General features: G+C 55.8%; 24 protein-coding genes. 6 read left to right on the forward strand and 18 right to left on the reverse strand.

Annotation, left to right across the window (positions count from 1 at the left end):
* Positions 1-32: 32 nt before the first annotated feature.
* On the reverse strand, positions 33-1091 hold the full coding sequence (locus tag B347_RS0112130; RefSeq protein WP_019409966.1) for an aromatic ring-hydroxylating oxygenase subunit alpha: 1059 nt from the start codon (positions 1089-1091) through the stop codon (positions 33-35).
* A gap of 620 nt (positions 1092-1711) precedes the next feature.
* Between B347_RS0112130 and mqo the strand changes: the two genes are divergently transcribed.
* Positions 1712-3358, forward strand: coding sequence for a malate dehydrogenase (quinone) (gene mqo, locus B347_RS0112135; protein WP_026014133.1), 1647 nt, complete (start codon positions 1712-1714; stop codon positions 3356-3358).
* Positions 3359-3447: 89 nt separating this feature from the next.
* Here mqo and B347_RS0112140 read toward each other — a convergent pair whose 3' ends face one another.
* From B347_RS0112140 to B347_RS0112165, 6 genes are all read right to left on the reverse strand, one after another.
* Entirely contained in the window at positions 3448-4299 is an 852-nt protein-coding gene (locus B347_RS0112140; protein ID WP_019409968.1) for a CAP domain-containing protein, read from the reverse strand.
* Between the two features lie 64 nt (positions 4300-4363).
* Positions 4364-5044 (reverse strand): GNAT family acetyltransferase, encoded by a 681-nt coding sequence (locus B347_RS0112145; protein ID WP_019409969.1) that lies wholly within the window; start codon positions 5042-5044, stop codon positions 4364-4366.
* 109 nt (positions 5045-5153) lie between these two features.
* A complete protein-coding gene (locus tag B347_RS0112150) occupies positions 5154-5708 on the reverse strand; it encodes a UPF0149 family protein (RefSeq protein WP_019409970.1) in 555 nt (184 codons plus the stop codon).
* Between the two features lie 53 nt (positions 5709-5761).
* Positions 5762-6103, reverse strand: coding sequence for a hypothetical protein (locus B347_RS0112155; RefSeq protein ID WP_019409971.1), 342 nt, complete (start codon positions 6101-6103; stop codon positions 5762-5764).
* A gap of 128 nt (positions 6104-6231) precedes the next feature.
* On the reverse strand, positions 6232-6633 hold the full coding sequence (locus tag B347_RS0112160; protein WP_026014134.1) for a hypothetical protein: 402 nt from the start codon (positions 6631-6633) through the stop codon (positions 6232-6234).
* Between the two features lie 171 nt (positions 6634-6804).
* A complete protein-coding gene (locus B347_RS0112165) occupies positions 6805-7782 on the reverse strand; it encodes a threonine dehydratase (protein WP_019409973.1) in 978 nt (325 codons plus the stop codon).
* Between the two features lie 86 nt (positions 7783-7868).
* Here B347_RS0112165 and B347_RS0112170 point away from each other — a divergent pair, with 86 nt between their 5' ends.
* Positions 7869-9233 (forward strand): PLP-dependent aminotransferase family protein, encoded by a 1365-nt coding sequence (locus tag B347_RS0112170; RefSeq protein ID WP_019409974.1) that lies wholly within the window; start codon positions 7869-7871, stop codon positions 9231-9233.
* Positions 9218-9442: a hypothetical protein gene (locus B347_RS0112175; RefSeq protein ID WP_019409975.1), complete on the forward strand. Its 225-nt coding sequence runs from the start codon at positions 9218-9220 to the stop codon at positions 9440-9442. Before B347_RS0112170 ends, B347_RS0112175 begins: the two co-directional genes overlap by 16 nt.
* A 15-nt stretch (positions 9443-9457) precedes the next feature.
* Here B347_RS0112175 and kch read toward each other — a convergent pair whose 3' ends face one another.
* The 11 genes from kch to B347_RS0112230 form a co-directional block, all read right to left on the reverse strand.
* Positions 9458-10633: a voltage-gated potassium channel protein gene (kch, locus tag B347_RS0112180; protein WP_019409976.1), complete on the reverse strand. Its 1176-nt coding sequence runs from the start codon at positions 10631-10633 to the stop codon at positions 9458-9460.
* Positions 10634-10712: 79 nt separating this feature from the next.
* Positions 10713-11771, reverse strand: a complete 1059-nt coding sequence (locus tag B347_RS0112185) for a HoxN/HupN/NixA family nickel/cobalt transporter (RefSeq protein ID WP_019409977.1) — start codon at positions 11769-11771, stop codon at positions 10713-10715.
* Positions 11772-11798: 27 nt separating this feature from the next.
* On the reverse strand, positions 11799-12779 hold the full coding sequence (gene yut, locus B347_RS0112190; RefSeq protein ID WP_019409978.1) for an urea transporter: 981 nt from the start codon (positions 12777-12779) through the stop codon (positions 11799-11801).
* 99 nt (positions 12780-12878) lie between these two features.
* Complete coding sequence (locus B347_RS0112195; protein WP_019409979.1) at positions 12879-13841, reverse strand: urease accessory protein UreD; 963 nt, start codon at positions 13839-13841, stop codon at positions 12879-12881.
* Positions 13838-14494: an urease accessory protein UreG gene (ureG, locus tag B347_RS0112200; RefSeq protein ID WP_019409980.1), complete on the reverse strand. Its 657-nt coding sequence runs from the start codon at positions 14492-14494 to the stop codon at positions 13838-13840. The genes B347_RS0112195 and ureG overlap by 4 nt, the downstream gene beginning before the upstream one ends.
* 42 nt (positions 14495-14536) lie before the next feature.
* On the reverse strand, positions 14537-15223 hold the full coding sequence (locus B347_RS0112205; protein WP_019409981.1) for an urease accessory protein UreF: 687 nt from the start codon (positions 15221-15223) through the stop codon (positions 14537-14539).
* 21 nt (positions 15224-15244) lie between these two features.
* A complete protein-coding gene (gene ureE / locus B347_RS0112210) occupies positions 15245-15922 on the reverse strand; it encodes an urease accessory protein UreE (protein ID WP_019409982.1) in 678 nt (225 codons plus the stop codon).
* Positions 15923-16021: 99 nt separating this feature from the next.
* The gene (locus tag B347_RS0112215; protein WP_019409983.1) at positions 16022-17740 is read right to left on the reverse strand and encodes an urease subunit alpha; all 1719 of its coding nucleotides are present in this window, start codon (positions 17738-17740) and stop codon (positions 16022-16024) included.
* Positions 17741-17826: 86 nt separating this feature from the next.
* Positions 17827-18351, reverse strand: coding sequence for an urease subunit beta (locus tag B347_RS0112220; RefSeq protein ID WP_019409984.1), 525 nt, complete (start codon positions 18349-18351; stop codon positions 17827-17829).
* Positions 18352-18402: 51 nt separating this feature from the next.
* Complete coding sequence (locus B347_RS0112225; RefSeq protein WP_019409985.1) at positions 18403-18705, reverse strand: urease subunit gamma; 303 nt, start codon at positions 18703-18705, stop codon at positions 18403-18405.
* A gap of 524 nt (positions 18706-19229) precedes the next feature.
* On the reverse strand, positions 19230-20327 hold the full coding sequence (locus tag B347_RS0112230; protein ID WP_019409986.1) for an FUSC family protein: 1098 nt from the start codon (positions 20325-20327) through the stop codon (positions 19230-19232).
* Between the two features lie 267 nt (positions 20328-20594).
* On the opposite strand from B347_RS0112230, the gene B347_RS0112235 reads away from it, so the two are divergent.
* The 3 genes from B347_RS0112235 (at position 20595) to B347_RS0112245 (ending at position 24849) form a co-directional block, all read left to right on the forward strand.
* Positions 20595-21404: a hypothetical protein gene (locus tag B347_RS0112235; RefSeq protein ID WP_019409987.1), complete on the forward strand. Its 810-nt coding sequence runs from the start codon at positions 20595-20597 to the stop codon at positions 21402-21404.
* Positions 21404-23602, forward strand: coding sequence for a lipase family protein (locus tag B347_RS0112240; RefSeq protein WP_019409988.1), 2199 nt, complete (start codon positions 21404-21406; stop codon positions 23600-23602). The genes B347_RS0112235 and B347_RS0112240 overlap by 1 nt, the downstream gene beginning before the upstream one ends.
* A gap of 338 nt (positions 23603-23940) precedes the next feature.
* A complete protein-coding gene (locus B347_RS0112245) occupies positions 23941-24849 on the forward strand; it encodes a LysR family transcriptional regulator (RefSeq protein ID WP_019409989.1) in 909 nt (302 codons plus the stop codon).
* The last annotated feature ends 13 nt before the right edge of the window (positions 24850-24862 follow it).

A 24862-nucleotide genomic window follows, 5' to 3' on the forward strand; every position in this document is an offset into this window, starting at 1 on the left:
GGGCACGGCAGGGGTTGCCGTGCCCGGGGCGGTTACTGAGCGGTGGCGATCAGTTGCGGCTCGGGTGTGCGTTCGCTGGCGATGATGCGCTCCAGAACACGGCGTGACTGCACGCCGCCCGAGTCGATGTTGAGCTTAAGCAGGGCGCGATGCGGATGATCCAAGAGGTTTTGTTGCTGGCGTTCGAGCATTTCCAGGTCTTCGCTGAATATCTTGCCTTGACCCTCGCGGATGGTGGCAGTCAGGGCGTGATCCTGCGGCTTGAAATTGCGCGCCATGCCCCAGAAATACCAGATCGAGGTATCGGTCTCAGGGGTGATGAAGTCGACCACGATGCTCGATGCTTTAAATTCCGGGCCTGCGTGATAGCCGCCTTTGCCTGCGTGGGCAACGCCTACTTCGATCAATACATGGCTGGGTGGCGAGAAGCGGCAGATCTGCCAGCGGTCGACGGGCACGTCATCGGCTAGGTTGTTGCCGCGCAGCGCCATGCGCCAGAACGGTGGCGCCATGATGTTTTCCATGTGCCGGGCGGTGATCACTTCGTTGCCTTCGACGGTAGTGGTCGGTGCGACCTCGTCGATTTCTTTCTGGCCGATGCTGGACGCATGCACATAGGTTTCATGCGTCAGGTCCATCAGGTTGTCGATCATCAGGCGGTAATCGCAACCGATATGAAACAGCCCGCCGCCATAAGCCCATTCATCGCTCACGGCCCACTCTAGGTGATGAATCAGCGCAGGGTCAGCCTTGTCCTGGTCGCCGGGCCATACCCAGATAAAGCCGTAGCGCTCAACGACTGCGTAGGTTTTATTGCAAGGAAAGCCGCGAACGCGCTGCCCCGGCATTTCGACGGTCTTACCGTCGCAGCCCATTACTAGGCCGTGGTAGCCGCACACCAAGTTGCCATTCTCGACATAGCCCAGCGACAGGGGTGCGCCACGGTGGGGGCAAAAGTCTTCAACCGCCGCGACTTTATTTTCTTGGCCGCGATAAAAAACGATCTTCTCACCACAAATCTGCCGCCCCAGAGGCTTGTCGGCAATTTCATCAGGGGTGCACGCAACGTACCACGTGTTTTTTGGATACATGACCAATCTCCAGATCAGGTGTTATTGCTTTTATGGATCCATTAGGCGTGATTGGTAGCGAGAGAGTCAATTTGGTCTTGGGCTGATTTGTAGTTAATTGGGCTTTTTAGGCGATTACCGAACACAAATTATGGTGCTGCGTTTTTTATTGGATCCATTGGATGGATTTAAGGTTTGTCCCGCGACGGTTGATCTGCTTCACAACGCTCATAAGATGCATTTTCGTCAAAAGTGCCACCTGAGGTAGAATGTCGCGGTTTGAAGGCTGGCACCCCGGATTTTCATGTCCGCGCAGGCTCCCTGGAAGGAGCGGCAAGGGGATCAGTACCAATGGATTCGCGAGAAGGTGGCGGGTGTGAAGGAGCTGGGCAGATTGAATCTGTCATCGGCCACACCCGGCACACAATATAAATGTCACCCAAGTAGCTGAAGCCAAAAGCAATAAAAGATCAGCGCCCAAGGTACATAAAAGTGAGGTCTATAGTGTGCATAGGCCTTATATATCTACCCGTTCAAGGCCTGACGGATGGTTCTATTGCAAGCAGCCTGTCTTGCAGTGAGTCGAGGTCTGTCATGAACCGCGTGCCGGGTAGATGGCGTTTTATCTTAGGTACGACAACATGTTAAAGAAGATGAACAAAGGGCTACTGGGCCTGGCGCTGACCATGGGACTCACGTCCGTGCACGCTGCCGAGCCAAAGCACGTTGATGTACTGCTGATTGGCGGCGGCATCATGAGCGCTACCCTGGGTGTCTGGCTCAACGAGTTGGAGCCTGGTCTGTCCATGGAGATGATCGAACGTCTTGATGGCGTGGCTCTGGAAAGCTCCAACGGCTGGAACAACGCGGGCACCGGTCACTCAGCGCTGGCTGAACTGAACTACACCCCTGAAGACAAGAACGGTAACGTTGAAATCCCGAAGGCCATTGAAATCAATGAGGCCTTTCAGGTATCGCGTCAGTTCTGGTCCTGGCAGGTCAAGAACGGTGTTCTGAAGAATCCGCGTTCGTTCATCAACTCCACTCCGCACATGAGCTTTGTGTGGGGCGATGACAACATCAAGTTCTTGAAAAAGCGCTACGAAGCACTGCAGGCGAGCCCTCTGTTTGCGGGCATGCAGTATTCCGAAGACCCGGTTCAAATCAAGAAGTGGGTTCCGCTGATGATGGAAGGGCGTGACCCGAACCAGAAAGTCGCGGCTACCTGGACGCCAATTGGTACTGACGTAAACTTCGGCGAAATCACGCGTCAGTTTGCGGCTTACCTGCAAACCAAACCTAACTTCAGCCTGAAACTGTCGAGCGAAGTTAAAGACATCAAGCGCAACGCGGACGGTTCGTGGCGTGTGGTGTACAAGAACCTCAAAGACGGCACTGAAAGCGTAACTGATGCCAAGTTCGTATTTATCGGCGCGGGCGGTGGTGCTCTGCACTTGCTGCAGAAGTCCGGCATTCCTGAAGCCAAGGAATACGCTGGCTTCCCGGTAGGGGGTTCGTTCCTGGTAACCGATAACCCGGCCATTGCTGAACAGCATCTGGCCAAGGCTTACGGTAAAGCTTCGGTTGGCGCACCGCCGATGTCGGTTCCGCACTTGGACACCCGCGTGCTGGATGGCAAGCGCGTTATCCTGTTTGGACCATTCGCGACGTTCTCGACCAAGTTCCTGAAAGAAGGTTCGTACTTTGACCTGCTGACCAGCACCACGACCCACAACATCTGGCCAATGACCAAAGTTGGTATCGAACAATACCCACTGGTTGAATACCTGGCAGGTCAGTTGATGCTGTCGGACGAAGACCGTTTCAAGGCGCTGAAAGAATACTACCCGGATGCCAAGCAAGAAGATTGGCGCCTATGGCAAGCCGGCCAGCGTGTTCAGATCATCAAGCGTGACGATGAGAAGGGCGGCGTGCTGAAACTGGGCACCGAGATTGTTGCCGCGAAAGATGGCAGCATTGCTGGTCTGCTGGGTGCTTCGCCGGGTGCGTCGACCGCAGCACCGATCATGCTGTCTGTGCTCGAAACCGTGTTCAAGGACAAGGTTGCAACGCCTGAGTGGCAAGCCAAGCTGCATCAGATTGTGCCGAGCTACGGCACCAAGCTGAACGGCTCGCCTGAGCGCGTTGCACAGGAATGGGCTTACACTGCCGATGTCCTGCAACTGACTCCGCCACCGGCTATCCCGGCTGCAACCGTTGGACAAGAAGCACCTGCTGCGCCGGCCAAGCCTGCGCCTAGCAACCCAGCGGCTGACATGGCGCTGTAAAAAAGAAGCCCCGCCCAACGGTGTTGGGTGGGGCTGCTTTGTTTGAATCCTGCTCGTTATACCCTCGCTAAACGCCTTCTAGAATCCTTTTATTGGCTGCCGAACAGGGCGGTCCAGTAAATCCCTGCGTCACTTTTAGGGTCCACTGCATAGGCCGCGCCCAGTTCGCGAAACGCCGGGTTCATGATGTTGGCGCAATGCCCAGGGCTGGCTAGCCAGCCATCGACGACTTTGCGTGGCGTGTCTTGGCCTGCCGCGATGTTTTCACCGATCTGTTGGGCGATATACCCGGCCAATTCGGCGCGATCTCCCGGTGTGCCACCGTTGCGGTCTTTGTGGTCGAAGTAATTGTTATTGGCCATGTCTCGGGTATGCGTCTCGGCAGCACTGCCCAAAGTGGCGTTCCAGGTCAGTGGGCCGGTAGGGGCGAAGGCTTGGGTGCCGCATTGGCGCGGTTGGGTGCGGGCGCTGTTGATCAATTCAAGAACTCTTTGACCCTCTGCTTGTGCATCGCCCAAGCGGCTTGCCAGCAAGGGACGCGCCAACACGATGCGCCAATCCTGCTGGGAGTGGCTGACGCCGATGTCGACAAATTGCGGGTCCAGAACCACTTTGCAGAAGCTTTCTTGCACGGCTTTCATGGCGGCCTGTGCATCACGTGGGCCTGATAGATTGATGGCCTGCACATTGGCCAGCGGGTAGGCGGCCCGGCCGAGTGCTTCTTGCAAGTCGCCAAAGCTGCTGGCGGGCAACACTAGCCGGGTGTCGGAGGTCAGCGGTGGTAGCTCTTGGGACGCCTGGCCTGCGCACAACTGAATCTGGCTGCGGTAAGCGTTGATCGAGTCGACCAGTTGCGACTCTTCGCTGGCCAGCGCTGAGGCGCTGAACATCAGGCTCAGGGTTAATCCGGCAAGGCGGTTGAAGGTGAAGTGGCGGCGCATAACGTTCCCTCAGATCGGAATGCGCCCATCATGCGTTATTTCAGGCTGGCCGTGGCAGGCCTTTTTAGCCATTGAGGTGTGCGACAAAGGCTTTGGCTTTGGCCGTCAGTTGGTCAATCTGGCGGTCGCGCTTTTTCTCAGCGTCGAGCATCGCTTTTTTGCCATTGCGTTGCAGCAGGTAGGTATGGATCTGCCGCACTTCGGTCGATTGATAGACCGATGCCACGTCTAATACGCCCATCAGGCCATTTGTACTGTGGTCACGGGTGTTCATCAGGACTTGCGGGCCGCGGGTGCCGATAACCTGAAAACCCATGGCTTGAAACGCTGCGACTTTGCTGACGCTGCACGTCAGTTCGGTGTGCGGGTAGCGGCGGGTCACGGCGCTCAGCATGGCGTGCATGACGCCCAGATGGCGGTGGCTGGAGAGTTCAGCCATGTACGCAATGCCGCAGGCCTGAGGGTCGTCCTTGACCGGCAAATAGAGGACAAAACCGGTTACTTTCTGCGGGTCTTGATCATCTGTCGCGACCATCAACTCAACCGCGATGCCTTGAGTGCCGTTGAGGGCTTGCAGGTACAGGTGCACTTCAAAACCGATGGCGTATTGATAGATGCTGTACAGCAGATTGCTCGGCGCGATTTCCATGGCGCTGATTTCGCTGAGGTGGTCGACCACGAGCTGCAAAATCTGGGCGTTGATCGGCTCGCTGATCGGGGTGTCGAAGTGGGTGAGGGTGGTCATAGGTCGGTTCTGCGAGGCGTGAGGGAATACGCATATGCCTGTAGGCGCTCGCGATCTTTTAAACGATCAAACGGTCGAGAGCAAACTTGCGCCTACAGGGGGCAAGGGTTTAGCGCTGGCTCAGCCAGTAGTCATGCAGCGCACGAGCTGCCGGGGCAACGTCTGCCACACGTTGCTGATGGGCAGGCACGTCTAGGTCGGGCGGCAGTTCAAAGTTGTCTTGCTCCGCGCATTCGGCGATGGTTTGCAGTAAACCTGCCTGAATGGCTGGCAAAGGCGCCCATTGAGCCACGGCAACCCCGCGCTCATAACCGAAGCACCATTCCTCGGCCAAGGTGACGGTTTGACCCAGGTGCTCGGTCTCTTCAAAACGCGGAACGAAGGCCTGGCTGTCTTCTGCCAGTTGGCGGGCCAGGGTATTGATATGGCGCACGCTCAGTTCGATGAACTGTTTTGCCTCATCGGTGTTTTCCCAGTTCGGGTTTTGACCGCCCCAGATCGCCGGGAACCAGTCGGCTATGTCCACGGGTTTTGGGCCTGAAACTAAGGCCGTGAAGAAACCATCGAGTTCGCAGGCGTTCAGAACAGAGTGATCATCGCCGTATTTGAGCAGAGTGTCTTCGATGGCCTCGAAGTCTGCGGTATTCAGGGGCTGGCTTTGCATGGCGGGTTCCTTGGCATTGATCCAGAGTCAACTATGCGTCAGGCGTGTGCCGTTCAGTCGACTTGTACAATCGAGTTGACTACAAAGTATTTAAAGCCGGCTTTGGCCAACGCTTTTTTAGCTTCCTGCTCCGCATCAAAGCGGCTCAGCAATTTTGAGTCGTGCACAAATAGTGTTTCTTCGCCGTCATACACTTTGCTGACGTGCAGCGACACACGCAGCATCGGGCCGCGGCGCTTGACCGGTGCGCGGGGTGCCGGCTTGGGTGCCGGAGCAGCGACTTTGGGCGCTGCGGGAGTTGGAGCTGGAGCGGGTGGAGTAGATGGCGTAGTGGCTGCAGGCAGATCAAGGCCGAGCGCTTTACGCATTTCGTCCTCGGTGAATCCGGTACTCATGTGCGGGCTCTAATTCGTGATTTAAAAAACGCGCTTATAAGTGACTATGCGCAGTTAGGCAAGATAAATCAGTGGCTTGGGTCTAAATTGGCTGATCGTGTAGGACAATCCAACCGGAAAATGGCGTATCAGGTGTCCCGCAGCAGATCATGACCATCCAGTAACCTGTAGGCAATTTCTGGGCGTTTTTCCAGTGCCCGGCGAATTGCAGCCGGAATTGACTGGCGTGTTTTACGACACAATCCGGGTTGGTCAGCGATATGGATCCCGATACCGCGCATGCTTCGCACCTCATTAAAACCGGGCCCAATCATCAACTGAATGCCCAGTTGCTCGAACAGGCGGCGTTGCATGTGTTCAAGGTCATCCAGGCTCTGGATATTCTCCAGGCGCTCTATTAAAACTTTTTCGGCCTGACGGTCGAGGTTCAGTATGCGCAAGTCCGGCTCGGGCGCCTCCAACAGCTGCTCGCGCTCGCAGTTGCAAGCGCCGGGAGGGCAAGGCTGACGGGTTGCAGTGAGTGGGCTCATGGGCTTGAGCATAGCCATATTGCCCTCGGTTTGTCGCGTGCCTAGCCGGGGCAATGGCTAGGTCGGGTGATTGAAGGGCATGGGCGCGTCTTTGTGGATGTTGGGGGGAGAGTCGTCACAGGGTGCGATCTTCTGATTTTCAAGGCCAAAAGATCGCAAGCAAGCGTGGTCCTACTTGGGCCAGTTTGGGCTCATGTCTTCATCGAGAATGGCGGCGTACATGCGGCGATCAATGTTGGCGCCGCTTAGAATCACCGCGACCCGCCGCCCCTGTTGCTGCGACTGCTCTTTGATCAGCCCGGCCAATGCAGCGGCGCCAGCGCCTTCAGCGGTGTTGTGGGTGGTCTCGTGGTACAGGCGCATGGCGTATGCGATCTCGCGGTCTGAAACGCGAATGACCCGCGCTGCACCTTTGGCAATGATCTCCAGCGACTCAGGCAGCGGCTGACGGCAGGCCAGACCATCGGCGAAAGTGTGAGCGCTGGCGGTACAGACCACGCGACCTTGCTCGACGCTTTGGGCAAAGGCGTCCGCGTGTTCTGAAACAACGCCGACAATCTCAGTGTTTAACCCCAGCAGGTCGCGGGCCTGAATCAGTCCGCATATCCCCGAGCCCATGCCGATCGGTACATACACCGTGTGCAGGTCGGCCACGGCTTCTAGCAACTCAAGCGCGTAGGTGGCCACCCCGCGAATCAGGTCAGGATGGAACGCAGGCACTAGGTGCAATTGATGGTCGACGGCGAGCGTGGCGGCATGGCTGCGCGCTTCATCGAAGTCTTTGCCATGTTCAATGACGGTGGCGCCCAAAGCGCGCATGGCGGCATTTTTTTCCAGGGAGTTGCCTTCAGGCACCACGATGCTGATGGTCAACCCATGACGCCGTGCCGCCAGCGCCAGGCTCTGCCCATGGTTGCCACGGGTGGCGGTCACCAGCCCTTTAGTCTGCGGTTCGCGCGACAGTAAACCTTGCACGTACAGCATGCCGCCGCGCACTTTAAACGCGCCGGTCGGGTTATGGTTTTCATGTTTGACCCATACCGTGCAGCCCAACTGCTCAGCCAACAAAGGCCAGGCCAGCTGGGGAGTCGGGGACATGCTTTGGTACACAGTGGTTGCGGCGAGGCGAAGAGCTGTCAGGTCAAACATGGCACACCGTCATCAGGAGGATTTGACTCGATTCTAGGCGCGTCGCATTGTATGGGCCGAACCTTATATTGCATGGCCAACAATAAATGTGGATTCCCGCTTTGAACGATTCGCAGCAACCACGCTATTTGGCGCTGGTGGATGCGATTGCCCGTGCTATCAGCAGTGGCGACCTAAAGCCCGGCGAGCGACTGCCTCCGCAGCGACGACTGGCCTGGGCATTGGGCTGGAACCCCAGCACCACCATGCAGGCCTATCGCGAGGCGGCGCGCAGGCATTTAGTCTCGGGTGAAGTCGGGCGCGGTACCTACGTGCTGGCGGGCAGTCAGGAGGCGACCCTGTTCCGCTTGCAGCAGGTTGATGAGCACGCCGCGTTGACTGACCTGCGCACCAATGTTCCGGCCATTGATCACGCTAGCCAAAGCGATACTCAGGCGCTGGCATGGTTGCTTGAAACCCATCAAGCAATTCGTTTGCAGCGTTATCTGAGTGCGGCGGACCTGCACCAAGCCCGAGCACTGGGTGCTCAGTGGCTCAAGGCCCGCGGGCTGCATCTTAATGCAGACAACATCATGCCCTGCACCGGCGCGCAGCAAGGGTTGTTCACCGTATTACTCTCGTTGTGCCAGGCAGGTGAGCCGGTCTTGGTTGAAGCATTTACGGCTCCGGGGATTAAGGCCGCCTGTGCTCAATTGCGCTTACCAATGCATGGCGTGGCCATGGACCAAGAAGGCATCGTGCCGGAAGATTTCGACCGCATGATCCGCGCCACCGGAGCACGCATTGCTGTACTGACGCCTACCTTACAGAACCCGACCTCGGCGGTGATGGGACCAGAGCGTAAACAGGCGCTTGCACACATCGCGCGGCGCCACGGCATCTGGGTCATCGAGGACGACGTCTATGGCGCGCTCACTGACAGCCCGCCGCTGTGCCAGCACTTGCCAGACCTCGGGGTGCTGGTCAGCAGCCTGTCGAAGACCGTGGCGGCGGGGGTGCGTTTGGGGTGGATTGCGGCCAGCCCTGCGTTGCTGGCGCGTATTGATCCACACGCGCAGTCGGCTCACTGGGGCATTTCGCCAGTGTGCTTAGCGATTGCCAACCAATGGATCAGTGATGGCACCGCCCGCCAGCGCGCTGCGTGGCAAACAGAGGAAGTGACCCGACGTTGGCGACTGGCAAAAAAACTGTTGGGGACGGTGATGTACCAGACGCAGATTGCGTCACCGCATATCTGGCTGACAGTGCCCCCGGGCGAAATCCCGCTAGCCGAGGCCTGTCGTGCGGCGGGTATCGATGTGGTGTCTGCGGATGTATTTGCGGTTAAATCCAGCCCCACCCATGCAATCCGCATCAGCCTGACCGCGGCTCAGAGTGTGCAGCGCCTGAAAGCCGCGCTAGAGCGTGTTGCGCAGATCATTAACCAGAGAACCCCATGCGCAGAGAAATAGGCTATTGGCACCGTGAAGGCCGCGAACTGTTTTATTACTTGGAATTCAAGCCCGAAACTGCCGAGTTCTACCTCACCTGCGAACACTGCCCTAGCGAAGGTAAGGGCAGTGTGCGCTCGGTGTTACTCAGCGAAGCGCGTGGTGAACGCTACTACGAAGATGCACTGCTGATCATCAAGGAAGAGTTGTTTAAGCAATACACCGTCTAACCCCGGAGCAGCGTGTTAGCCCAGGGAATTGCGTTTGCCGAAGAACATTTCGGTGATCAGGTCGTTGTTGATTTGATCGCCTTGCAGGGTGCGTACTAGCAACTCGCTGCCCAGCAGCGGCAGTGACAAGACCATGGTCGGGCTGACGCGCTTAACCTTGGGCATGTTCCGGGTTTCGTTGACCAGCGCGATGATTTGCGTGTCATCACCGGCGACTTCTTTGGCCGCCAGAACGGTGAACACAATTTCAGCATCGCTATCGCACAGGGTAACGATGTATTTGGCCTCGCCTGCGCCCGCTATTTTGAGGGTCGAGGCTGCCGATGGATCGCCTTCAATGACGTCGGCCTTTTCAGGCAAGTCGTGTTGGGTGCCTGGAGCACACACCACGGTGACGTGTTCGCCCCGGTCAGTCAGGCTTTTATAGACGTTTTGGGCCAGAGAACCGACGCCAACGAGGATGTAGTGATTTTTACGGGCCATGTGAGTAATCCTGCCTTTAACGATGCGTTGGATGTTGCTGCTGATCAGCGGGCCGGCAATGGACGCCACCGAAATCGCGAAGATGGTGATGCCCAGGATAATTACCGTCAGGGTGAAGAAACGGGCGTCAGTGGTGTGTGGCACGATGTCGCCAAATCCGACGGTCGACATCACCACAATGGCGAAATAGAACGCGGTCTGCAGGTCGGTGACAGGCGGTGAAAACCCATCGCCTATGTAGAGCGTGCCCAAGGTGCTGTACACAATCAGTGAGGCAATGCTGACCACGGCAAAGAAGCTGCCGATCGCCAGGCTGTAGTGGTCAAATCGGCGCCAGTAAAAGCCCAGTACGGCAATTGTGATGAATGAGAAAAAGGTCACACCGTCAGGTCTTTTCAAGATGAAAAAGTCAACGCAGACGGTAGCCACCAGCAACAGCAGGGCAAAGAACCAACTGATGCGTGACTTCATCAGCAGCCCCAAGGACATCAGCACCAGCACGAAGCCCACGACGAACCCCGGAATTTCCAACAAGGCTAAGAAGTTTAGAGCCTCTTTCCAGGAGCCAAAGGAGCCGCTGGCAGCGTTAGAGTGGGCGACCCCGCGCTGCAACACTGGCAAAAAGAGAACAATGCCATTGATGGCCACCAGTAAGGCGACCCCGGTGGCAAAGTTGAGCCGCGATTTAACTGCCTGTAATAAAGTCATGGTTCCTACGACGCGTCTGTTAAGGGGTTGTTGGAGTGTAGGCCAGGTTTTTCAGGCTGCCGCAGTCGGCGGCAAACCGTCAGGTGTTGGCCCCTAATTGGTCATAGCCGCGCAGGTAGTAATTGAGGCCAGAAACCAGCCAGCACAAAACAAACATGGCGATAATCCAGTAGCCTATTTCGCCAAAATTGTCGTTCAGGGCAGCGATCGGTGTCCAGACCCCGCCAGTGAGTTCCAGTTTGTCGGCTATAAGGCCTAACGCCTCAATGCCGCCGATAAACAACGCGACAACCACTGAGGCCGCTGTGATGGTGATGTTGTAGTAAAGCTTGCGCACCGGCTTGGAAAAGGCCCAGCCGTAAGCACCGATCATCACGAAGTTGTCCAGTGAGTCGATTAAGGCCATGCCGACAGCAAACAGCACTGGGAAGACCATGATTGACCACAGGTTGATGCCCTGCGAAGCACTGGTGGCGCTGATGCCCAGCAGGCCGATCTCAGTGGCGGTGTCAAAACCCAATCCGAACAGAAAACCCACCGGGTACATGTGCCAGCTTTTGTCGACCAGATTGAACAGGCGACCAAAGATGCGCGCCATCAGCCCGCCCTTGTTAGTCATTAACAGGTCGAGTTCATCAGGGGGCAGGGTGTGACCTGCCTTGACCTGTTTGAACTTTTTGTACACCGAGATCAGGATCACCAAGTTGAGCACGCCGAACAGCAGCAGGAACACGGATGACACCAGAGTGCCAATCAACCCGCCGGTTTCGTGGAACCACTCCATGTCGTCCTTGAAGGCCATGGCGGTGGCGGCAATTGCGAACGAAGCCAGCACCACAATGGTCGAGTGCCCCAGCGAGAACCAGGTGCCGACAGCAATTGGCCGCTTGCCTTGCTGCATCAGTTTACGGGTCACGTTGTCGATGGCCGCGATGTGGTCGGCATCCACGGCATGGCGTAATCCGAAACCGTAGGCCAGCAACGCTGTGCCCATCAGCACCGGGTTGCTGCCGAACTCGATGAACGCCCAAGCCCACGCGAGCAGGTTAGCAATGACCAAACCAATCAATAAATAGATCGCCCGTCGGGTGGTGTCGGTCGGTCGCGAGGTACCGGGTACTTGAGCGATGGCTGTCATGCGGGATTCCTGCAAAAGGTTCGACATTTACTGGCGATGGGAAGGCATTACGTCCTTGTTAGGCACCAAGAATAACCATGAAGCGAGTACAAAAGGCATGGTCAAGGTCGGGATGCCGACAGGGCCTAATACAGTATTCAAAGCCCCTTGCACAAATACAGTGAAAACGACCCCGATCAAGGTATAGATCAGCACACGCCAGCTCGGTTTGTTAAAGGTCGAGCCCAGTGCGATGGCGGTCAGCACCGCACTGAACGCATACAGCCCATTGTTGATGCTTGAGTGCTCGGCCTGCAGCAGCGTTGCGACCAGCACCGCCAGCAGCGAACCGCACAGCGCGAACACCGCGGCCCACAATGAAGACACTGCCAGCCCGGCCAAGAACAGCAAACTGCCCACCACGGTGCTGATCAGGAACACTTCAGAAACGCCATAGAACGTTGCATGGAACAGGTCGATGCCGTCCAGCAGGTTGCTGTTGTGCGCGACCAAGTCGTGGGGCAGGTTGGGCACCGGCAACGTGTTGCTGGTGAGACCGCCAAAGGCATAGCTTGCCAGCAGCATGGTCCAGGTCACTAAGACGAAAGGGGCGGTGAGGGCCGCGACTTTCCATGTTTTTAGAATGTCGGCGATGCAGATGGTGACGATTACCGAGACCACGCCGCCCAGAATGATGCACAACCAGACGGTTGGCGTGACTTCCAGAAAGGTCGGCAGGGCTACGCCTACCAAGCATCCGTTATAGCCGAAGAGCCCGGCCTTCCAAGATTTTTGGTCTTTAAGGTGCATGCCGGTGAAGGTGGCGGCGACAGTGCCCAGCACACTGCCATAAGCCACCGCAGGATTGCCCTCGGCAAAGGCTCCGACAAAAATCGCGGCAAAAAATAGCAAGCCGGTCAGGGGATTACTTTGGAACATGACTTGCGAACAGCCACGCAACGTGACGTCAATAAATTCCAGGACCACGTTGCCATTGGCCATCTGTGACCACTTGGATGCAGCTTCCATATCGACTCTCCCACTTATGCCTTGTGTGAGCTGGCGCAGGCTGCGATCTTTTGCGCGATACCAAAAGAACTCAGCCTTCGGCAGCTCCCACGCTGTTGTTTATTTCCACAGGAACTGCGGCTGCAAGGTCACGCCCAGAACCTCTTCCCGGGCGACTTTCCAGAATTCACGGATTCGGGCTTTGACTGCACCGCTGTCATTGCCCAGCACTTTGAAAATCAACCCGCAATGGTTGGGCAAGCGTGTCACGCCACTGGCCAGACCCGCTTCCATATCAAACAGTGCCGGAACACGCTCGACGATCCGGTCGTGATGCTCCTTGGGCGTGAGCAGCACCACGTTGCCGAACACGTCGAAGGTTTGCATCACACCAACGGCATCCAAGCTTTCCTTTTTCGGTTCAAGCACGTATTTCTCGACAAACAGCTCTTTGCCTTCAAGGTTTTCGGCGGATACCCGCGAGGAGTACACGTCAAAGCCGAAGCGTTCATCGACGTGGTGGTACTTGCGCCCAGACATCAGAATTTCGCAGTAAATTGCCGTTGCCGTCGGGTGGATTTTGATCTGCGTATCAGTGATGAAACGTGCATCGCGATGCGGGATCAGCGGGTCTGGCATGAACTCCAGATAGCCGTCCTCTTCGACTCGCAGGTGTTGGATTTGCGAGGCGTAATTGGCATTCATCGAATGCACTTTGGTGGCCGACTGCGTGGTGACGTGCCCGCAGGCACCCACCCCAACATTCACATCAGTGGCCAAGCGGTCGCCCTGGAGCACGCAGCCCGAGGTTGAAATCATAGTGACGCAAGGCATCTGGGGCATTTCTTCGTCCCAATACAAAGCCCGCTGCACCAGTGACGGCACGCGTCGTTCCATGTCCGCCAGTACGCTGCGATCAGCGCGTTTCTCAAAGCCCAGCCGCAGGTAGCCACTTTTGCCGGCTACGCCGCTTTGCATTTGCGGCGGCTCGTCCTGGTATTGCGCTAGCTCCGGCGCATCCGTGCCAAGTGAGTGAGCGCGAAGCCGTGACGGAGTGTTCACGATCTGGCTCAGCGCAGTCATGCAGTGACCTCGCTTTTGGTGGCCGGAGCAGAGGGTTTTTGAGCGAACAGGAACATGTGCTCAATCATGTCTACCAGTTCTTCAATGCCGTGACCGGTTTTGCAGTTGGTGAGGATATAAGGGCGGTTGCCACGCACCACTTTGGTGTCGCTTTCCATCACATCCAGGCTCGCACCCACGTAGGGTGCCAGGTCGATCTTGTTGATGATCAGGATGTCCGCCTGCACCAGGCCCGGGCCGTTTTTGCGAGGGATTTTTTCGCCTTCGGCCACATCGATCACGTAGATATAGAAGTCGGCCAGCGCGGGGCTGAATGTCAGGGTCAGGTTGTCGCCGCCGCTTTCGATCATGATCAGGTCACTGTCCGGAAACTTCTCTTCCATTTCCTCGACGGCTGCAATGTTCATGCTCGGGTCTTCGCGCACGGCGGTGTGCGGGCAGGCACCGGTTTCGACGCCGAGAATCTTGTCTTCGTCGAGGATGCCCTTGAGCGTGCGCTTGACCTGTTTGGCGTCCTCAGTGGTGACGATGTCATTCGTGATGATCAGCGGCTTGTAGCCACGGTTGATGAGGATCGGGGTGATCACTTCGATGATCGCGGTTTTACCTGAACCGACCGGGCCGCCAATACCAATACGAGTAATCTTTTTCACAGGAATTTCCTTAATAGAAAAGGGCGCTGATGGGCCCATGTATCAGTTCATAAACAGACGCACATGAGCTTTGACGTGCACCGCAGCCAGTACGTCGACGATGGGCACGTACGACGACATTTGATTGATGTCGCCGATTTCGGCGATGTCACAGAACGCTTCAATGTCGTGATTGAGTTCGAACAAAATGTGCTGTGTATCGAGGTGGGTGACCCGCATCAGGCGCATCGCCGCGCTGAGGATGGTCATGGCCACACCGTACTGGTGCATCACCACCACTTCACGGGCGCCAATGCCCTGGGTAGACATGACCACGGCTTGGGTCACTGGGTAAGTGCCTGCGGCATTTCCAGCCTTGATTTGCTCTAGCCACCAGCGCACCAAGGGTTTCTCGACGACGTGAATCGACATTTCCGCGAGTTTTTTGCCCATGCGTGTGGCCATCAGCCGACTTTCTTCGTTGAGCTTGCGGTTATTCACCGCCCAGTCGGCGCGCAAAATGCCTTCGCGGTCGTCGGCCACGGCTGCCCGGTGTGCAGCGACGACGCCCATGCCGTCACAACTGGCGGCCTGTTTGAGCGCGGTGAGGACGAACCCCTTGAGGGTCGCGACATCGTGGACGATGCCTGTTTGAATGGCCGATTCCACACCGTTCGAGAACGAAAAGGCACCGACCGGCAATACCGAGTCGCCAAATTGCATGATGCGAATTAGATCTGATGCGTTCATCCAAAGCGCCTTTTGCCGGGGTTAGTGCTTGTGATCGTGACTGTGAAACGTATGGCCGTGGTCATGGCTGTGACTGTGCGGGTCATGACGGTGCTGGCCTTTTATCTGTAGGGCTGCGGCTTCTAGTTTGTCTTGCGGGCTGGCCACGTGAACGTGGGTGCCGGTTTCTTCGGCGCCGCCAAACAGCAGGCGGGCTTCAGAGGTGGTGAGGTTGGGCAGCACGGCGGCCCCGCTGATAAAGGCGTACGGCAGGTGCTCAAAGCCATGGGTACGCATTACCGAGTCCATCATCTTGGTTTCCACGGTGAGCGGGATATACACCTCATTGTTCTTGGTCACGGCTTTCCAGTGCTGGTTGCCCAGTGCATGGCCGAGTTCAAAGCTGGTCTTGATCAGCACATCCAGGGGCTGCTGTTTCAGCTCCTTGAGGTCAATTACCATCACGTCGCGCAGGTTTAACTGAACCACCACGGCGCTGTTGGTCTTTTCGTCCCACATCAATACGTCGCCGTCAGACAGCACCACATTGCGTTCCAGAGAGATGCCCAGATCTAGCCCGCTAACACTGGTGCGTCGGCAACGGCTTTTTTGTGCTTCGCGCTGGTCAAGAATCAATAAGTCGACGTTGGCACTTGCGAGCTTTTGCTTCCAGATCGGGTCTTTCTTGGCATTGCCCAAAATGTGTTCAATCAAAATCACGTTACAACTCCTTTCTAACCCCTGTTGGAGCGAGCGTGCTCGCGATCTTCTAAACATCACAAGTTATCGAGCACGCTTGCTCCCACAGAAATGTGTTGTTTAGCCAAAGAAATAACGTTGGTTCATGCTGGCGACGTCAATGGGTTTGCACGTCGCGTGCACGCCGTCGACCTTCACTTCGAAGGTCTCAGGGTTAACTTCGATCTTCGGCGTCTGGTCATTGCGCACCAGGTCCTTTTTGGAGATGGTGCGGCAGTTGCGAACGGCCATGACCTGACGATCCAGCCCAGCTTTTTCCTTGACCCCGTCTTCCAGCGCGGCTTGCGAGACAAAGGTCACGCAGGTGTCTTGCAGGGTTTTGCCGAACGCCCCGAACATCGGGCGGTAATAGACCGGCTGCGGGGTTGGCAGCGAGGCGTTTGGATCACCCATGGCGGCCCAGTTGATCATGCCGCCCTTGATCACCATTTTTGGCTTGGCGCCAAAGAAACGCGGGTCCCAGAGCACCAAGTCGGCCATTTTGCCCACTTCGACCGAGCCCAGAACATGGCTCACACCTTGAGCAATCGCCGGGTTAATGGTGATTTTTGCCACGTAGCGCAGCACGCGGAAGTTGTCGTTTTCGGCGCTGTCTTCGGGCAATTTGCCGCGTGAGGCTTTCATGGCATGGGCGGTTTGCATCACCCGTAGCCAGTTTTCACCCACTCGGCCCATGGCTTGGGAGTCGCTGGAAAACATAGAAATAACGCCCATGTCTTGCAGCACGTTTTCGGCAGCGATGGTTTCTGGGCGCACGCGGCTTTCGGCAAACGACACGTCGGCAGGCACGTTCGGGTTGAGGTTGTGACAGACCATGATCATGTCGAACAACTCGGCCTGGCTGTTGATGCCGTAGGGCAGGGTCGGGTTGGTCGAACTCGGTAGCACGTTGAGCTGGCTGGCCACCTTGATGATGTCCGGGGCGTGACCGCCGCCCGCACCTTCGGTGTGGAAGGTGTGAATGGTGCGGCCTTCAAAGGCATCAATGGTGTCTTCAACGTAACCGCATTCATTGAGGCTGTCGGTGTGCACCGAGACTTGTACGTCCATCTCATCGGCTGTACGCAGCGCGTGACGCAGGGCGTTGGAGGTTGCGCCCCAGTCTTCGTGAACCTTAAGCCCGGCCACACCGGCAATGATTTGTTCAACCAGTGGGTCACGGCCAAAAGAGTTGCCTTTACCGAGCATGCCGACGTTGATCGGCAAGCCTTCCAACGAGCGCAACATTGCACGAATGTTCCACGGGCCTGCGGTCACGGTGGTGCCGTTGGTGCCATCGGTTGGTCCGATACCGCCGCCGAAGAAGGTGGTGATGCCGTTGGACAGCCCGTGATAGGCCTGTTGGGGCGAGATCAGGTGAATGTGGGTGTCGATCCCGGCAGCGGTCAGAATCAAATGCTCGCCCGAGATGGCGTCGGTGCTTACGCCGACCACCATGTTATTGGTCACGCCGGTCATGATCCCGGGGTTGCCGCTTTTGCCTATGCCACAAATTTTGCCGTCACGAATACCCACGTCGGCTTTGATCACGCCCTGAATCGGGTCGATGATCGTGACGTTGGTGATCACGAGGTCAAGTACGCCGTTGTCGCGGGTCAGGGTGTTATCGGCACCCATGCCATCGCGCAGGGATTTGCCTCCGCCGTAGACCGACTCTTCGCCGTAACCGCGCAAGTCCTTTTCAATTTCGACAAACAGGTTGGTGTCGCCCAGGCGGATTTTGTCGCCCGTGGTAGGCCCAAACAGGCCGGCGTATTCTTTGCGTGAAATAGTTGGCATCGGTGGCTCCTTTTCTAATGCCGCACTGGCGTCAATGACTCAACGGCGCGGGTGCAAAGTCTGTAAGTGCATGATTGGCTTGGGGGCTACTGGTTCTTCTTGGAGAACTTGAAGCCGTGCTCAATTGCGCGCTGAATGGCTTGCAGTTTTTCCGGACGTTCGTGACCGCTGACGGTTTTGTCGGGGGCCCAGCCATCCACCAGGTTGTTGAAACCGTAGAGGGTTTGCTTGCCGCCGTAAGGGATGAGTGACACTTCGATTTCATCGCCTGGCTCAAAGCGAATCGCGGTGGTGGCGGTGATGTTCAGGCGTTTGCCAAAGGCGGCCGTTCGGTCGAATTCGAGGGCGCGGTTGACTTCAAAGAAGTGAAAGTGCGAACCGATCTGAATCGGGCGGTCACCGGTGTTACGGACTTTAACCTTGGTCACCGGGCGGTCTTCGTTGAAGCTGATCGGCGAGCTGGCATAAATGGTGCCACCCAGCGGCACGTTATCTTCACTGCCTTTTTGCACGCCACCGGGGTTTTTCGCATGCGGGATGTGGTGATCCGGGTGTGTGTCCTGGTGCGGGCTGGCAGGAGCGGCAGGGGCAGCGGTTTTTTTGGTGCTCATTACTGATTCCTCAAAACGGGTCTGTTTGCGTTAACCGGCTACTGCAGGCCGTTATTTGATCGGGTCGTGGACCGTGACCAAGCGGCTGCCGTCGGTGAAAATCGCTTCAACCTGAACGTTTGGAATAAGGTCGCTGACGCCTTCCATGACATCGTCCTTGGTCAGCACTTTGCTGGCCTCTGTCATCACATCTTCAACCGTCTTCCCGTCCCGTGCGCCTTCCAGTGCCGTCACGGTGATAATTGAAACAGCCTCTGGGTAGTTCAACTTCAAGCCACGAGCCTTGCGGCGTAATGCCACGTCCGACAAGGTGTAAATCATCAGTTTGTCGATTTCTCTCGGGGTGAGCTGCATAAGCCCTCCTATCTACAGTGCGGTAAACATGAGTATTTTGAGTGCCGGTCAGGGCTCAAGCCTGCGCCTGACAACCGGGTCGATTACGCCCACGCGAAAGCGCTCGCTGGTTGATTGCCAGTTGATTTTTCGAAGGGGAAAGCAAGTCCGCTGGGTGCTTGGGGCGGGCCGCGGAGGCGGTGCTTGTACGTTTCATAGGCTCAACCGTTCAAGTCCATTAAGACGGGCGCGATCAGAGCCTAGACCATAATTTTCAACCGGTGAGCCGAAGAGGCAGGATGTTTTAGCGGGCGGGTCAGGTGTGTGCAAGCGGTTGCGGGCTGTTGTTTTTATAAAAAATCAATTAATACAAAGACCTATGATTTTTATGGCGAGGTGATTACAACGTTATAAGCCTATTCCTTCGAGAAAGAACCTGGGTCCGCTGTTCAAAATTCTTCATCTTTAGTGCGATATTTCATTTAAGTAGAGGGTTTTTTGTAGGGTCGATCCTTAAAGCCGTAAGCATTTTGACCGTCATAGGGTTATTTTTTGTCAGTGTCAGTCGTTTTTTTAAACAGATGTTTGTGTGTCTGGTAAAGGGCTGCATGCAACTGATCATTTAGCTCGATGAGTTGCCTGAGCATTTCCAGACTCAACCATACATAGGCATAAAATGGCGTTTCGGCGTTTTTCCCGTTGATGCACTGCAAGGCCAATTCTTTAAGGTCGCGAGTGGTCTGGCGCAATTGGCCGCTGATTTCGTTGTTACCAATACCCAGGCACAGCTTGTTTTGGAGCGACTCTAGGGCTTGTGGAATTAAGCGCCGAACATCGCGCAAGGCGGGCTCATTCTCAATCAGCTTATGACTCGCTGCCGAAGACCAATACGCATCGACCATCAGTGAGAACGTCGTTACCAGATTGCGGTGCAGCGTTTGCAACGACTCAAACACAGCAGGCTTCAAGTTACTTTCGTTACTGGCCGGGGCGATGTAACTGCGTAACTTAATAACCGCGTCCAGTTCATTTTTTAATTGATCTTCAAGGTTTGGCCGTTCCAGCGTCTGGGGTGAGAAGTAGGCTGCATAGAGTCCATTGAGCTTGTGCAGGCTCTGGCTGAACTTGATGCGTAAGTCGGTATAGGCGCGTTGCGGATAGATGCTCGTGTAAAGCATCGCGAGCAGCGACCCGGCCAGCACATAGGCACTGCGCAAAATGGCCGACTCCATGTCGTTGGGTGGTGAGCAACTGACCACGGCCAGGGTTGAACCGATCAGCAAGGCCATATACGGGTGCTTGCCGAGGGTCAGATAACCGGCGACGAACATCATAATTGCGCACCACAGCAGCATGGCAGGGAACGAAAACGTCTCCAGATACAGCGCCACCAGCCCCGAAAGCGCCCCCAGCACGGTTCCGCCAGTACGTTGCAAGGCCCGCGCGAACACATTGCCCCAATAAGGCTGCGGCCCCATCACGATCAGCATGGTGATCAGGGCCCACGATGCATCGTCGAGCTTGAAGTAACGAATAACCACGAAGGTGACCAGAAACGCCAAGCTGATGCGAGTGGCATGAATCCAGCGGTAGTACCGACAGGCCAGTTGTTCCAGATTGGAAATCTTTTTACCCAACTGCATAGAGCCCCCAATCGCCGTGGTGGATTGCGCAGGCAGCGTAGTTCACCTCGGGACGGACCACCACATTGGCTTCTGAAGCACGCTGGAATCTCGACGTTTTTGATCTTGAAACATCGCACCCTGCGCTCACGCGCAACCCTGTGTGCTCATCCAATGGTAAGGCTCATTTCCTTGAGAAATTAAGGATGATTCCTACATAAAAAAATACCTGCGTTCGTTACCGTCCTGATCTTTAAAGCTGCGCAAAAGCGAGTAAAGGATTAATGAATGTTTAATGCCTCTTTACACCGTTTGATTAGCGTATTCCTGCTGATAGCAGGTGCTGGTTTGATGAGTGGGTGCAGTTTTATGGAGCCAAATACCTTTAACTTTATCGTCGACATGCCGCCGGGCTTTAAATATAAAGCCGTGGTGAATTACATTCCCGCGCCCGGTGAAACGTGCACGGTGGCACGCAAAGATAACAAGGCAACTGTGTATAACTATAGATGGTGGGAAGAGTACGCGCCGTCTATTGAAATAAAACTAAAGCGTACGATCAATGATTGCCCGTTAATCATGCGCAGTGTGCAACTAAAAATGTACTCGGTCTATGGGAAAGAAAGCGGAGACTTTGGTGTCGATAAAGCGTTTGTTTTTTTGCGAGATGAAAAAAACGACGGTTACACGCTGTGGAATAAACCTTTTGATGCTGCAGGAGTGACGCTTGTTGAAGGGCAGTGTCAGTCATTATTTCGAACATCTGGCAAGCCTCGAATACTCAGAAAACTCCTCAGTTGCAAAAATATCAATGCCCAAGGTGTTTTGGAAAATCAAGTGCCGACTGGGGCTTACACCTTTGAACAACTGGCGGGTAAAACCGTAAAGCTGAAACTCACGTGGGCGGCACAAGACAGGCCGTATTTTAAAGGCTTCTGGCTCAAGACCCCAGAAGGTTGGCGCCCGTGTACCGGGCGTTGGGATACGCCTAATGAAGAACTCTGCACAACACCGCCTAAATTTACCGACTTTGTGATGGTAGATGGTCGTAGGTGCACGGTGTATCCCGACTGTACGCCGCGTAAGGAAAGCGATTAATGAAACAGACTAATGCGTATCAAACTTTAAACTTGGAAGGTCGTATGTTTACCTGTCCGGTAGGAGGTAAGCGAACAACCTTTCAGCTAGTTAATGAAATGGGAGGCGGTGAGCCTTATGCTGGACTGATTTATGAAGTTACAGACTTTGAAGGGTTTAAATATTCTGGCGTTCTGGACAGTACCGGCACAGGTGAGGTGAATAACCATTACGCAGGGCCTATAGCGCTGGAATTTAAGCAAGGCTATGCCGGTGGTAGCAAAGAGTATGTTTTCTTAATGGCTAGAGACCATTACCCTCTTAAAATTACCGAACTTCAAGTCAGGGCCGAGTCCACACGTTTCGTCAATAAAGATGGCGCACGTACACAAGACAATCCATTCGAAACGGTTAAGGACACGGACTTTATCCAAGTGGAAGTCAGGCACCTGGTTGAGCACACCTCGCACTTGCCGCCAAAGGTCGACGCGTATTTCCCTCCCAGTGAGGGGATCATGAAAATCATGGAAGCCATGAGAAATCCGGTAAAACACGGCGTGCGCATCTTTGGCAGCAGACACACGGTGATGCAGGTTCGCCCGTTACGGGCTTTAAGGCCCCTGCTGTCTATGGACGCTGCATTCTGCGCACTCAATCTCTATCAACTGGCGTTGATGGCCACCCTGAGTTATTGCCCTTTTGGGCAGGACCCTGACGAGCACCCGGTCAATGCTCCAAGGGTCAGTTTTCCGATGATCCCCAGCATGGGTAACTGGTTTGGGGATGCGCTGGCCACGTTCAAGGAAATCTGGCGGGTTGACTCCACGCAACCCCATGCTTACTACCCGCTGTATGAAGACGTGCCGTATTCCCAGCGATTGGAAATTGTGCCCTTTGACCCCGAGTTGTACCCCATCAATCAACCGAGTCAGGAACTCGACCAGGAAAACCCGGCAATTCTGCATTTTCTCGATGACAGAGGCCAAGAAGTCGACACCGACACCCAAGCGTTTATCACCCATAACCGCGAACTGATACTGCTCGCTGTACGAGGCACCAGCGAGTTCTTGCCGGACGGATTACGCGATGCGGATGCGTTCCAAGTGCCCTTTATGGAGGGCGCCGGCAAGGTTCACCGCGGGTTTTATGAGGCTGCCCGGCAGGTCTACAGATTTGCAGTGGCATACCTGGATAAATTCTACGCCGGGCAAAAACTTGTCATCTGTGGCCACAGCCTGGGCGGGGCAATTGCATTGCTGGTGGCCGAGATGCTGCGCCGCAGGTCAGATAGTTACGACCTTTTGCTCTACACCTACGGTGCCCCGCGTGCTGGCGATTCGGACTTTGCCGAAGGCGCCAAAAGCCTGGTGCATTACCGCACGGTGAACCATAACGACCCGGTGCCCAGTGTGCCCAGCGCGTGGATGAAGTTCAGGCCCACCCGAACATTGCGTGAGGCCTTTGCAGACTACGACGGTATTGCGCTGTTCGCCATGAGCAGTTACGTGGTGGGTATGGTCGACCCGAATGCCTTTCCCTACACCCATCACGGGACGTTGCAGCACTTTATGCCCGTGAGTTTCAGCGCCGACGAACTGTCGCACATTTTGTGGGCACCCAGTTGTGAGGTGCTTACAGATCAAGCGGTGTGCACGCTCGCGGTGGCGCAAGAAAACGGCTTGCCGCAGCGCGCTGACTTTTGGGAACAAGTCATGAACGGGTCTAACCATACATTGGTCGGTGGTTATGTACCCGCGTGCTGGGCGGCGCTGCGACGTTGGCAAGAAGCCCTGGAGGCCAAACGTTCGATCGTGACAGCGTATGAATATGAACGGATTGATCAAGCCCTGAAATTGACTCAACAGAATCTACTCGAGCACGAGCACTACATACGGCATGAACTTGACCCTGGAATCATCAGCCATAAAAAGACCGGCCAAGCGCTCCTGCGTGAGGCTAATAGGGTCAAGGTGACGCGCGAACGGTTACTCTTGTTAAAAGGCACCGTCCTCAGCGCCGCCGATGTATACGGCCTTTATGCGCGGCAGCCCGAGCTGCTGGCTGAAGCGTTAGAGCGCTGGCGCCAGCACCCCGAGAGCCTCAAAAAAGAACAGTTGGCCATGGCCCCGACCAGCCTGTCAGAAGCCGAATGCACGGCGTTGGTCGGCGGTCATGTGATTGGCGCGCCTTATACGTTTGACTGGGATTCGATGGGGTAAGGAAGCCCTTATCGCGCTTTTGCCGTTGGCCGTGCCCAGCGCTTAGGTGAGCAACATTGCTGCATTGACGAGGGAATTGACGGCACTGAGGGCCTTTCAAGGCGGCAGACATAAAAAAGGCCATTACCATCATGGGGATCCGGTAATGGCCAAAAATCTCAACCAAAGAGAGCGTCAGGCATCTACCTGACAGGGGCAATCTACCCGTACAACGTTTAGTTAGCTAGCTAATCGTATGCGAAACAGTTTTACCTGTTGCGCAACAATGGTGCGTATGTGCGAAGCCGGTCGATAGCCGCGTCTAGCCACTCCCGACGTTAAACGCTAACCTTTCGCCCATGCACATACCTGACTTGAATTTATTGGTTGCCTTGAATGTCTTGCTCGAAGAAGGTTCGGTGGTGGGCGCTGCCCGGCGCATGAACCTCAGCGCACCGGCCATGAGCCGCACCTTGACGCGCATTCGCGAGGTGCTCAATGACCCGATTCTGGTGCGTTCAGGACGCGGGCTAGTGCCGACTCCCAGAGCGTTGGAATTGCGTGAGCAGGTGCGGGGAGTGGTTGAGCTGGCACACGGGGTGTTCACGCAAAGTCAGGACAGTGATTTGCGTTCGCTGGATCGCACGTTCAGCATTCGCGCCAATGATGTGTTCTTCGGCGTGTATGGTGGGGCTTTACGCCAGCAGATGGCCCTGGAAATGCCTAAGGCATCGCTGCGGGTCGTGCCCGAAGGCTATACCGATGATGCAGCGCTGAGTGAGGGCCGGATTGACCTGGCCATTGGTGCTACCAAGCCTTCTGGGGCCGATATCAAAGTGCAAAAGTTGTTTACCTGTCCTTTTGTGGGGCTGGCACGTGAAGACCATCCGATTTTTGATCAGCCCATCACTGCGCCACGGTTTGTGAGTTATGACCACATCAGTGTGTCGCGACGGGGCCGTGCTCGCGGGCCGATTGATACACAACTGACCGAAATTGGCCTTGAACGTCGGGTCTCGTTCACAACACCTACTTTCTATTCAGCCATTTTTGCCTTGGCCAACTCAGATTTGATCTTGCCGTTAATGCCACAGTTATTGCTCAAAACGCTGGAACCCATGGGCCTCAAGTTGCGCGCATTCGAGTTGCCGATCACGTTGCAGCCGGTTGAAATAACCCAGGCCTGGCACCCGCGCCTGGACAATGACCATGCCCACCGCTGGTTACGCCGCACCCTCAAAACCTTCTGCGATAACACTGTCGCCTGATTGTGGATTGCGT

Origin of the sequence: Pseudomonas psychrophila HA-4 (assembly GCF_000282975.1) — a bacterium.
GTDB classification, from domain to species: Bacteria; Pseudomonadota; Gammaproteobacteria; order Pseudomonadales; family Pseudomonadaceae; genus Aquipseudomonas; species Aquipseudomonas psychrophila_A.